This window comes from Streptomyces reniochalinae, from assembly GCF_003323735.1.
In the GTDB taxonomy this organism is placed as follows: domain Bacteria; phylum Actinomycetota; class Actinomycetes; order Streptomycetales; family Streptomycetaceae; genus Streptomyces; species Streptomyces reniochalinae.
Genome location: NZ_QOIM01000058.1, coordinates 22,990 through 34,035 on the forward strand (window position 1 = coordinate 22,990; position 11,046 = coordinate 34,035).

At 70.0% G+C, this 11,046-nt stretch carries 9 protein-coding genes; 6 read left to right on the forward strand and 3 right to left on the reverse strand.

Annotated features, from left to right (window positions below):
• Nucleotides 1–271 precede the first annotated feature (271 nt).
• Together DQ392_RS33775 and DQ392_RS33780 are read left to right on the forward strand one after the other, a co-directional pair.
• The gene (locus DQ392_RS33775; RefSeq protein WP_114019519.1) at nt 272–805 is read left to right on the forward strand and encodes a hypothetical protein; all 534 of its coding nucleotides are present in this window, start codon (nt 272–274) and stop codon (nt 803–805) included.
• Nucleotides 806–1,313: 508 nt separating this feature from the next.
• Nucleotides 1,314–2,090, forward strand: a complete 777-nt coding sequence (locus DQ392_RS33780) for a DUF6973 domain-containing protein (RefSeq protein WP_114019520.1) — start codon at nt 1,314–1,316, stop codon at nt 2,088–2,090.
• Nucleotides 2,091–2,312: 222 nt separating this feature from the next.
• Here DQ392_RS33780 and DQ392_RS34720 read toward each other — a convergent pair whose 3' ends face one another.
• Nucleotides 2,313–2,564, reverse strand: a complete 252-nt coding sequence (locus tag DQ392_RS34720; RefSeq protein ID WP_220182691.1) for a hypothetical protein — start codon at nt 2,562–2,564, stop codon at nt 2,313–2,315.
• Nucleotides 2,558–2,866, reverse strand: coding sequence for a zeta toxin family protein (locus DQ392_RS34725; RefSeq protein ID WP_181856688.1), 309 nt, complete (start codon nt 2,864–2,866; stop codon nt 2,558–2,560). Before DQ392_RS34725 ends, DQ392_RS34720 begins: the two co-directional genes overlap by 7 nt.
• A gap of 264 nt (nt 2,867–3,130) precedes the next feature.
• Between DQ392_RS34725 and DQ392_RS36065 the strand changes: the two genes are divergently transcribed.
• The 3 genes from DQ392_RS36065 to DQ392_RS33800 are packed head-to-tail and all read left to right on the forward strand — an operon-like array spanning nt 3,131 to nt 8,647.
• Nucleotides 3,131–5,434, forward strand: coding sequence for a DnaB-like helicase C-terminal domain-containing protein (locus tag DQ392_RS36065; protein ID WP_181856689.1), 2,304 nt, complete (start codon nt 3,131–3,133; stop codon nt 5,432–5,434).
• Nucleotides 5,434–6,024 carry a transcriptional regulator gene (locus DQ392_RS33795; protein ID WP_114019523.1) on the forward strand — a complete coding sequence of 197 codons (591 nt, stop codon included), beginning with the start codon at nt 5,434–5,436 and terminating at the stop codon, nt 6,022–6,024. Before DQ392_RS36065 ends, DQ392_RS33795 begins: the two co-directional genes overlap by 1 nt.
• A 34-nt stretch (nt 6,025–6,058) precedes the next feature.
• Nucleotides 6,059–8,647: a DEAD/DEAH box helicase gene (locus tag DQ392_RS33800; protein ID WP_245982318.1), complete on the forward strand. Its 2,589-nt coding sequence runs from the start codon at nt 6,059–6,061 to the stop codon at nt 8,645–8,647.
• A gap of 414 nt (nt 8,648–9,061) precedes the next feature.
• On the opposite strand, the gene DQ392_RS33805 is transcribed toward DQ392_RS33800, so the two are convergent.
• Nucleotides 9,062–10,012 (reverse strand): hypothetical protein, encoded by a 951-nt coding sequence (locus tag DQ392_RS33805; RefSeq protein ID WP_114019525.1) that lies wholly within the window; start codon nt 10,010–10,012, stop codon nt 9,062–9,064.
• Nucleotides 10,013–10,328: 316 nt separating this feature from the next.
• Here DQ392_RS33805 and DQ392_RS33810 point away from each other — a divergent pair, with 316 nt between their 5' ends.
• Nucleotides 10,329–10,547 carry a hypothetical protein gene (locus DQ392_RS33810; RefSeq protein ID WP_114019526.1) on the forward strand — a complete coding sequence of 73 codons (219 nt, stop codon included), beginning with the start codon at nt 10,329–10,331 and terminating at the stop codon, nt 10,545–10,547.
• Nucleotides 10,548–11,046 lie beyond the last annotated feature (499 nt).

The window sequence follows — 11,046 nt, forward strand, 5'->3', positions numbered from 1 at the left end:
CGGCTTTCGTCATCGCCTCTGTTCCTCCCTGCCGAGTGCACGACAACTCCGGCCGCGGCTCGACCCTGCACGGTCGCCCGGCACTATGGCACGCCCTGACCATGACAGGCCTCCACTTCAGCGCACAGTCGCCTTCTCTGTGCTCTCATCCTGTCCGGTCCCAAGAGGGCGCATGGTGCCGTCCTCCCAGCAGGCTCACGCCTACGCTGCGCTCAAGGGAACGCGACCAAGTACGGGGACATCATGACCACGTCACGGAGTGTCACGGAGCGTGTGGGGGTTCGCGGTGGACTCGTTCAAGGCGGAGTGGGGCGCACTTGTCTCGCAGGCGCAGGCGGGGCAGCACACACGGATGCAGCTCAATTCCGCGGCTCCGGCGGGCGGCGGAGACACCGGGCCCGGGGGAGCCGACCGCCTGGCCTCAGACCCCGCGGCGAAGAAGGCCTCGGCGAAATACGTCGATGAGGAACTGCTCCCACATCTGCGCAGCGCAGGCGCCATGGCCGGGCAACCGTCCGAGGACCCGGCGCCGGGGATGCTGGGCAGCGAGCGGGCCCAGCCCGGCGGCACGATGCAGGACTGGCAGGCATGGCAGGGCGTCGAGCACGTGCTGCGCCAATGGGGCAAACAGGTCCGCAACCTCGAACAGCGCCTCCAAGGCGAGCGGGACGCACTGCGCGGAGTGCGCGTGCTCTTCCAGTCGCGAGACGGCCTCGTGCACGATTCACTCCTCGCCGGCTCGGACCCCTCCTACCTGCCGACCCTGCCCGGCAACGAGCCCACCGGCATGCGGCCGGCCGGATAGGGCAGGTGGCCCCGGGCGATGACACTCACCTTCCGCGACATCATGACCGCCGACGCCAGTGCACTGGATGATGCCGCAGCGGCCTTCCGGCGCATGGGCAAGCGTTTCGGCGAGCTGCACACCGACTACAACACCCGCGTGAGCGGCCAGGTGGCCCGCAGTTCCTGGGCGGGCGTGGCGAGAGTGAGCTACGACGAGGTCGCCCGCGTCTCCTCGGGCCAGTTCGGCGCTGCCAAGCACCAGGCACAGAACATCGCCACCTTGCTGACCAAGGCCTACGACGACCTGGCAGACAGAAAGCGGACCCTCGGCAGGCGGGTGAAGGCCGCGGAGGAGGACAAGATGAGTGTCGACGGGGACGGGAGAGTCACCCTCGACACCACCAAGCTCAACGAGGGTGAACGCGTAGCCAGAGGCCACGACCACACCTACGCCGAGGCCCTCGACGAACAGACTGCGAAGTGGCAATCCAGCATCGACGCGGCCCTCGAAGCCGTCAACGAGGCGGATGTCGCGATCAAAAGGGCTCTCATCGCTGCCGTCGAGCCACCCCAAGGGCCACGCGGCCGGAGCACACGCATGCAATCCCGACAAAGTCGAATACACGCCCCCGGGAACCAGACAGGATCTGGACCGGATCCTGCGCGACTACCAGGTCGACCCCGACCCGGACGGCCTGGTCGAATACCCCCGCAACTGGATCTTGCACGCCGGCGCCGGGCTTCTGGGCATGAACGAGAGTGTCACGGCGCGGGAAGCGGACATGCTCGACGGGCTGGGCCTCGCAGGCCTGAAGGACTTCAAGGACGTGCAGGGCAAGGCGTTCGACACCGCCGATGACCGGTTCGCGCCCGACATGCGAGGCGGCAAGCCGGACAGGAACGACAACCACAACGACGCCTTCCGCCATACCTACTGGAACGCGCTGATGACGAAGAAGTACGGCGCCCAGTGGACCGAGAAGTACGCCACCACCCATGAAACCAGGCCCGGCAACACACCCGAGCGTGAAGCCATGGACCTCTACAACAACGAGCTGGGCAGACGCATAGCCCAAGACCACCCCGATGCGAGCGAGAAGGAACTCGCCGACCTGGTGGAGAAAGCCGTACAGGACGGCGACACGGTCGTGGTCGACCATGGGGGAGGCCGTCTCGCCTTCAGCGACCAGATCAGCTCCTCCGAGACAGGCGAACCCAAGCTGCGGCCTCCCGAGAGACAGCAACCCAACAAGTCCAGCGACCTGGGTGGCGGCTCGGCGCTCGGGGACGACAGCGGAAGCTGAAAAAAGGATCAAGCGGGCAGCGGCAGCGCGACCGCCTGAGCACCGCCGCGGCTGACAGCGCGCGGTGCCACACCGGAGGGCATCAGGGGACGTGCCGGCGCGGCGATCTCCTCCAGTTCGCGACGGTTGTTGGGGGAGCGCCAGCAGCACACGACGGTGACGCGCCGCGAAGCGGCGCGCTTCGTCCTCGGTGCAGGGGCGGTGGCGCTCAGCGGTGAAGGCTCAGGACGCGCGGCGCGGCCGCGGCGTGGTCTGACGCTCCAGGGTGCGCCCGTCGCGGGAGATGACCGGCAGCGCCCTCAACGCCGGGTGCGCCTCAAGGGCGGTCACGGTCTCGGCGGTGCCCTCGTCGCAGCGGTCACATGCCCCCACGGCGGTGGTGAACCGGGCGGGCAGTCCGTTCAGCAGCGCGGTGGTGTAGCGCTGGGCGGTGCCCTGGCGGCTGTCGGCGCGCCGGACCGCGGGGACTACCACCTCCACCCCGTGGCCCGCCGCATGGTCCTCCTCGATGCGTGCGCGTAGTCCCCTGGGGCGTCGGCCGCCTCGCAGACCTTGTGTCCGCGCTGCGCGCGTACGTGATCCTCTGCTGTCTTCTGCCGGGCCCGGTAGCCGGTGCGGACCGCCGCGCCGGCCTCGTGCGGGTCTTCCGGCAGGAGGGTGAGGTAGTCCGGGTGGGCGGCCTTGAAGGCGTGGCTGCTGGGGCGGGTGGCAGCCGGAAGCGAGTGCTGCACCAGGTCCGCGACCGCGGTCTTCCCGGCACCTGCGGGCCGCCACATACCCCACCAGTGGCCGCTCCTGCCGCGTGACCGGGCCCAGGCCAGCCAGGAGGAGAGTGTCGAAGACCCCCTTGCTGCTCCTCGTGCGAGAGGCGGTGGTAGTCGACACCCGGCGGCGTGGTCTTCGGCTGGACGACTGCCGGGAGGGCTCACGGCCACGCGCACCAGTCCGCCCCGGGAACCGCACCGCCAACAGGCATCTCATACACGTACCTACACAGCATCTACCGAGATAGAATGGGGCACCGGAAGGGGGAGGCTCGTGTGGATGTGACGCTCTCGCAGGCTCGTGAGCAGTGGAGCGAGGTGATCGAACGCCTCGGCCACGGTGAGGAGACCGTGCTGGTCAACACCAAGTCCCGGCAGGCCGCCGTGCTGCGCCGCCTGGAAGGACCGCAGCCGCCTGGGCCGGTGTGGCCGAGCACCAGGGCGCGTCAGGAACTGGGCGCCCTGGTGGCCGCGGCGCAAGAGGCCACCCAAGTCCTCACCGCGGGAGGCCGGCCCGCCGCGACCGTCACCCGGCACGCCACCCCCCAGGCCGAGCCACCGCGGCCTGACACCGCCACGGGTGTCACCGGCCTCGCAGACGTCCTCGACGGCCTCCTCCACAACACCCCGCCCACCGGGCTTTCCACCGGCGTCACAGCGCTGGACCGGGCCAGCGGCGGACTGCCGCGGGGCAGTCTCACGCTGGTGGTGGCACCGCCGAACGCGGGCGGCAGCCTCCTGCCCCTCCAAGCGGCACGCGCCGCCGCGTTCGATACCGAGCAGCCGACCCCGGTGCTCTACGCCCTCTCCGGGGTGCCGTTGCAGGTGGCGGCCCGACGTCTGATCGCGGCCGAAGCCCCCGTGCCCTACGCCCAGTTCGCCGCCGGCACCCTCACTCCGGGCCAGCGACAGGCCGTGACCGATGCCGACGGCCGACTGCGGACGGCGCCGCTGGCCTTCACCCGGCCGGAGCCGACCGCGCAGGCCATCGCGGAGGAGGCCTCCCGCATCGAGGGGCTGGGCCTGGTCGTGGTCGACCGGCTCCAGCACGCCCGCACCGAAGCCACCCCGCTCTCGGGCCGGGCCCTTCCCTCCGCGATGAAGACCCTGACACGTCTGGCTGCCGAACGGCAGGCCGCTGTGGTGGTGCTACTGGACACCGACGACCCGCAACTGGTCACCCAGCTGGAGCCGGACCGCACCTTCCATCTGACCCGCCCCCACGACACCGGCACCGCCCGCATCACCGTCACCGCGCAAGACCTGGGCACCCTCGCGACCGTCGAAGTCCCCCTGGACATGGCTCACCTGCGTCTGCTCGACCAGCCCGCCTCCCCGACCACCGCTTGTGCCACAGCCCCTGTCACACCGCAGCCCGCCACACCGCCCCCCGGCACAACCCCCACCCCTCCCCAGGCCCGCGGCGCCACACCCGCTGCCACCGGCCCGAGGCGGGCTCCTCGGCCGGCAACGCCCGCCGGCTCCGCACGCCCCAAGGGTGGCTCCAGCACAGACTCGGCCGCGGTACACAAAGACGGAGGGAAGATCGGCGAGCTGGTCGAGCGCATCGAGAGCACGGTCCACGCTGCCCTCGCGGACGCCGGCGGAGAGACCGAAGAGGCCGTCGCCGCGTTGAAGAAGACCGCCATCCCTGACGTCATGGCCCTGCTGGAGCAAAGCCGGGCCGGGGGACGGTACGACTTCCGCAACTACCCCGACCTGCCCGACATCCTCCACAAACGCGGCCGACAGGACGCCGACGACATCTGGGAAGCCCGCCCCCGCTGGACCGCACCACCCCAGGTCCTCGACCCGCTCGCCGACCAGGCGGCCACGGTCACCGCCCTGGACATCAACGGCGCCTACCTCAGCGCACTCAAAACCCACCTACCCATCGGCCAGCTCGAACACCACCTCGGCCCCGACAACGGCGGACCCCCCCACGACACCAAACGCTCCGGCATCCACCTGATCACCCCACCCGCCTGGAACCACCCCCACCTGCCCAACCCACTCGGCGACCGCGAAGAACCCGGACAAATCTGGATCACCGAATCCACCCTCCGCCTCCTCCTGCGCCTGGCCAGCCCGAAGGCAAGCCTGTGCGAGCGGCCCCTGATCCACGAATCATGGACCTCCGGCTCCACCGAGCAACTCCTCGAAACCCTGCGCCGCGCCCTGGTACAGGTCCGCACCCGCGCCCTGGCCGCGCACTCGGCCGAAGGCGAGGCGGGGTATGAATACGTGAAGGCCATGTACTCCAAGCTCGTCTCCACGATGGGGGAGTCCAACTACAACCGGGACCTCTACCGGACCGACTGGATGCACCTCATCCGCTCCCAGGCCTTCGCCAACCTGTGGCGCAAAGCCTGGGCCGCCCACCAAGCCGGCCTCACCGTCGTGCGCGTGATGGGCACCGACGAACTCCACCTCGCCGGCCACTGGCGAGGCGCGCGGATGACGGGAAAGAACACGCTGCTGTTCCCCGAGGGACGTGAGGTCACCGAGGTCAAACCCAAGCACACCTACCGCCTGGAGAAGACAGCCGCAGGCAGCTACCGCGAGCGGGAGGCCAACTGATGCCCGACCGCAACCTCAACTTCGGCCTCTACGGCGCCCACGGCACCAAGAGCGCCCAACTCGCCGGCGAGATCCTCGACCGCCTCGCGATAGAGGGCGGCATCCGCTCCCCGGCCACCACCCGCCGCGGACTGAACGCCCGCCTGAACTACCTCACCAACTCACCCGCCGGCTACCAGGCCATGCGCCAAGCAGGCATCACCGTCACACGGGGAACACTGCGCCGCTGGCTCCAGCACAAACAGACCCCCTCCCGCGCCAACCTCGCCCGCATCGACGCCGCCTACCACTCCTACCGACGCCGCAACGTCGCCCGCCACCTGCTGGCGCGCCTCAACGCCCGCGGCGGAACTCGTGTGGAGATCCAGCCCCTGGACCAGTCCGGTGTCGCGGAGCCGCGCAAGCGGGTCATCGCCACCGACACCGCCAGCTTCCGCCGGCTGCGGATCCGCTCCTGGGACCGGATCGTCGAGGCCTGGGCCGCCAGTGATGACGACGCCCTCGCCGACGCGTGGGACGACGAGCTCACCGACCTGGGCTCCCAGTGGGGTCAGTACGAGTACGCCACCTCCGTCGGCTTCTCCGCCTGAGCCACGGACCCTTCGCGAAGGAGAGGACGAGCACGTGGAGAAGACCGGCACGAACGAGCCGGTGGAGCTGCGGCGCCGGCAGAAGGAGGCCGTCGACGCGGCCGTCTTCGCTCTGGAGACCCCGCCCGGCGGCATCCCCGCAACCGGTCTGCGCACGCAGGTGATCGCGGCCCCGGGGTCGGGCAAGACACTGGTTGCCTACGAGATGGCCCGCCGGCTGGAGCCCCGCGGCCGCGTCCTGGTCCTCGTCCCCACCCTCAACCTGCTCACGCAGACGGTCGCCAAGTGGCGCGAGTACGGCATGCGCGGCCCCGCAGTGGCGGTCTGCTCACTGGACCGCGACCCGAAGATGCGCGCCTACCTCGCCGACGAGCTCGACGTGCGCTGCACCACCAACCCGATCCGCCTCGCGATGTGGGCCGGGGACGGTCCGGCGACGGTGTTCGCCACCTACGACTCTCTGGTCGCCCGCCCATCCGGCGACGAGGCCACCGAGGACGAGGGAGAGGAAGCGGCCGAGGAGCGGGCGGTCGCCGGGGTGCTGGAACGTGCCCTGGCCGGCGCGTTCGGCCAGCGGCTCGACGGGTTCGGTCTGGCGATCGTGGATGAGGCCCACCGTACCGCAGGCCTCGCCACGAAACCGTGGGCGATCATCCACGACAACCAGCGCATCCCCGCCGACCGGCGCCTGTACATGACCGCCACACCCCGCATCTGGACAGCCGACGCCGACAGCGGGGGCGTCGAGGCGCTCGTCGCCTCCATGGACGACGAGACCGTGTTCGGCAAGCCCTGCTTCACCTTCCCCCTCGGCCAGGCCATCGAGGAGGGCGTCCTCGCCAGCTTCGAGATCGACGTCCTGGAGATCCGCGACCCTGCACCCCCCGCCGACGAGGCCTCCCTCGAGGAGCGCCGCGGTGCGCGGCTGGGGGCGATCCGCGCCGCCACCCTCGCCCACATGGAAACCGCCGGCATCGTGAGCCTGCTGTCCTTCCACTCCCGCACCCAGGAGGCCCTCTCCTTCGCCCGCGGCCTGCCGGACGCGGCCGACGAACTCCGCGCCACGGGCCGCTTCCCGGGGGAGGTGTGGGGGGAGTGGCTGTGCGGCCTCCACCCGGCCGCCCACCAGCGCGCCGTCCTCGGCCAGATCGCCAACGGGGTGGACGCCGAGGGCCACAAGACCGAGTTCCGCATCCTGTGCACCTGCCGCCTGCTGGGCGAGGGCACGGACATCACGGGCCGGTGCGGCCTGGACGGCGTCCTGTTCGCCGACATCCGCAGCAGCCCCGTCGACATCGTCCAAGCCGTCGGCCGCGCCCTGCGCCAGAAGCCGCACGAGGGCAAGGTGGCCCGCCTGGTCGTGCCCGTCCTCCTCGGCCCCGAGGAGGAAGGACGGGACATGGCGGCAACGGCCGCGTTCGAGCCGTTGGTGACCGTCCTGCGGGCGCTGCGCTCCTTCGATCCACGCGAGGTCGAGCAGCTGGCGCTGCGTCCGGCCGGCCGCAGCAGCGGCACACCAGAGGATGTTCTGGCCGCCGACCCGGCCGGAGACCCGCGAGAGACCGACACCCCCACCGAGGGCGAGCCGGCCGACGAGGACCACGCCCAGGAGGAGCCCAACGGCGGTGAAGGGGCCGAGCTGGCCCTGCTGCACTTCTCCCGCCGCCCCCGCGAAGCCGACGAGATCGCCCGGCTGGTGCGCACCCGCGTCCTGCGTCCGGAGTCGACGGCCTGGCTCACGGGCCTGGAGGCCGTCCGCGCCTTCGCGACCGCCCACGGGCACGCAGGCGTGCCCTACACCGCCACCGTCGACCTCGGCGACCACGCGATCGCCTACCCGGTCGGCCAGTGGGCGGCCGAGCAGCGCCGCGCCTGGCGGGCCGGCGACCTGGCCGACTGGCGCACCGAGCTCCTGGCCGAGGCCGGCTTCGTCTTCGACCCCCGCGACCAGAGCTTCACCGAGTTCCTCGACCTGTGCGCCCTCTACTACGCCGAACACCACACCCTCGCCGCACCCCGTGACGCGGTGCTCGCGGGTGTGGCGATCGGGGAGCGGCTGCACCAAGCCCGCAAACCCGGTGGCCTCGGCAAGAAGAGCGCCCGCGCAGAGGCGCGGCGTGAGTGGCTGGAAGCTATCGATCCGGACTGGGACCCCACCTGGTCGCCCACGTGGCAGCGCCACTGCGCCAAGGCCCGTTGGCTCATCTCCCAGGGCGCCACCCTCGCCGAGCTCCAGCCCGGCGTCAGTCTCGGCGGAGACGACATCGGCGCCTGGCTGGCTGAGCAGCCCGCCATCTGGCACACCCTCGAAGAGGGCCAGCAGCAGCGCCTCGTCGAGCTGGGCGTCCAGCCTGCCCCGGCAGCGGCGCTTCCCGCTGCTCCGGCCGTGCCCGCCGGGGCGACCCGGTGGGAAACCAACCTGGCCGCCGCCCGCCAGTTCAAGGCACGCGAAGGTCACCTACGCGTCCCACGCGGTCACACCGAAACCGTCACCGACGTCGACGGAGGCGAGCACCGCATCCGCTTGGGCGTCTTTCGCAGCAACACCCGCAGCCACCACAAGAGGCAAAAACTCACGCCCGCCCAGACTCGCGAAGCGCACGACGTCGGCCTACTCACCTGACCACCAATGCCAAAGGGCCCCGCTGCCTCGGAATGAGGCTGCGGCCTTTATACGTCCAGACGGGCCTTCAAGGGTTGCCACAAGCCCCGGCCAGACCCCAGGGCGTGTGAGCGCTCTGTCACCGTCCTACGACGCCCCGACTCGCGCCCGGATCCAGTCGCGCAGCGGCTGGGCGCGGGCTTGGCGGGCGGTAGCTGCCGGGGGACGAACAGTGCCTCCAACTCCGGCTTGCCCCCCGATGCCAGGTACTCGGCGTTCGTGGGTGAGACCGTCACGATGGCAAGGTCAGCCACCTCCAGCCGGCGCTGCTGCCGCTCACGGCAGGACTCCGGCGGCCAGCCGAACCCGTGCACCGCGCGAGGCCGCCGCCGGGGATGAGTGGACGCGATAAGGACTACGGCAAGGGCGAGGTCATCAAGAGACGTCCCGGAACTTTCGCACGAAAGAGCGCAAGTTGAGATGTATCTGTGCTCGAGAACCGAGGAACCGGTCGGCGCGCTGCAGGAGATGACCGGTCTTCTTCTCCGCGACCACAAAATCCGCGTAGCCCGCAGCGCACGCGAGGAAAAGCACGTCATTTAGGTCATGGTTCACCCAGGAGTCCGAAGGACTGCGAAGACGGACTTGGATTATCTCCATTACTCGGCCGAGAAAAGGCAGCCCAGAGAAGAAATTGACTACGTTTTCCGGACCGATATGTTGGAGCGCCTGCGCAGGGCTCAATTCTGCGTGTAAACATGCCTGAGCGATGTCCAACGTCAGATCTTCGAGCATGTGCTGAACGGTCACCAAGCGCATATCGCGCTCGGCTGGGTTCTCATGAATAAACTGCGCCAGTCTGCCGAGACCGTTCGCCCACGCCGAAATGAGGGCGTCCGTGCGCTCTAAATCCCGCTCTGACAGAGTCTCCTCCAGCATCACGGCCCGCCACGCACTTCGCCAGCTCAATGCGAGTGCCATCTGCTGGGGTTCGGACAGTTCGTGCTCGTCCAGCCTGGGCGCATAGGTGTGGAAAGGAGAATACGGAGCGGCGGTAAAGACATCCCCGGCAGTCAGTATCTGTTTGCTCTCAAAGCTCCTGATGAGCTCGAGCCGACGTACGACAATCGGATTGAGCATGTGCCAACCACCGTAGGCACTCAGCATGGCCTCACCAAGCTGACGACGCCGCTCCTTGGTACCCCCGTGAACGGTCTCGACCAGGTGTGCACTCGACAACGGGAGCCGCGCCTGCCCCGCACCAACCAACTCCCACATCGCGTCGGCGGCTTCGAGCTCCTCAGCCACGTCGACTTTGCCCCGCGAATAACGAGCCCGGGCCATGGTCACCCAGTGGTTCTGATCCAGGTAAACGACTGCGCTCACGATGCGTCTCCGATCCGCGTCCAGCTCATCAATCGCCGGGGTACCAGGCAAGACTCAACAGGTTCGGCGAAGGTTGTAGCTGGCGGCGAGTGTCTGGCGGTCGTGCACGTCGACTACACCGACCGCGGCACCACACCCGGCGGCACCCGCCGCACCCCCTCGGCCGTCACGGTCACCGCCCTGGATGGGGCCAGGCGTTCACTCGCGGCCGTGTGTGCGCCTGGTCGGCGCCCGCGCCCCGTGGCCGTCCCCGAGGGCGCCGAGGTCCCCTCACAGCGGCGTACAGCGCCTCTGCGCGGTGCTGGAGGGGCGAGCCGTGATCGTGTGGGGCGGCACAGGCTCCTCGCCCCTGGCCGACGGTCTGCGAAGCCAGGGCGCCGCGGACCCGTTCACCGCCGCCGGCCGTGTGTGGGCGCTGCGGGAAGACGCGATGTGGTGGCGCGGCGCCCTCACCCCCGAAGGCCGGTTCACCGAACCCGTGCCGCCGGGCCGCGCCGACCGGCTGCTCTACCTCCTGCGGGAAATGGCAGCCTAGGAAATCACGGCAGTCCCCAACCGGGAAGCAGAAAACGAATCTGACACCCCGTACCTCAACAAGAACCCGGGAAGGCGCCCCCCTCTTCTCGCCGTTCCCCGAATAGCACGGCCGGTACAAGTCCGGCCGTGCGGGGGAGAGCAGCGAGCACCCAATTGGCACCCCTTCGTGCATACCTGAGTACGACTCAGGGGACGCTCTCGGACAGTGCGGGGGAGTGACCCCGATCCCCAAAAACCACCCCCATGTGCATACTGGAAAAGCCGACCGGGCAGGCCCATCCCCATCCTGTAGCCCGCCTAGTGTGGCCCCGGAGGGGACACGCATTCACCTCGGCCACGGGGCGGGCCGCAGACCGAGGAGAGGGGAAACCGCAGCCCAGTAGGACCGGTTGGCCCCGGCCGGAGGCCGGGGCCCCGCCCCCGGATGGGGGCGGTCGGCGCCCGGAGGGTGCCGGTCTTCCGCCGCGCAGCGGCGGCGCGGCGTGTCTGCGGAGCAG

Coding starts and splice junctions, on each gene's coding strand:
- DQ392_RS33780 (WP_114019520.1), top strand. CDS start 1,314: ATGTCGCGATCAAAAGGGCTCTCATCGCTGCCGTCGAGCCACCCCAAG.
- DQ392_RS34725 (WP_181856688.1), bottom strand. CDS start 2,866: ATGTGGCGGCCCGCAGGTGCCGGGAAGACCGCGGTCGCGGACCTGGTG.
- DQ392_RS33795 (WP_114019523.1), top strand. CDS start 5,434: ATGCCCGACCGCAACCTCAACTTCGGCCTCTACGGCGCCCACGGCACC.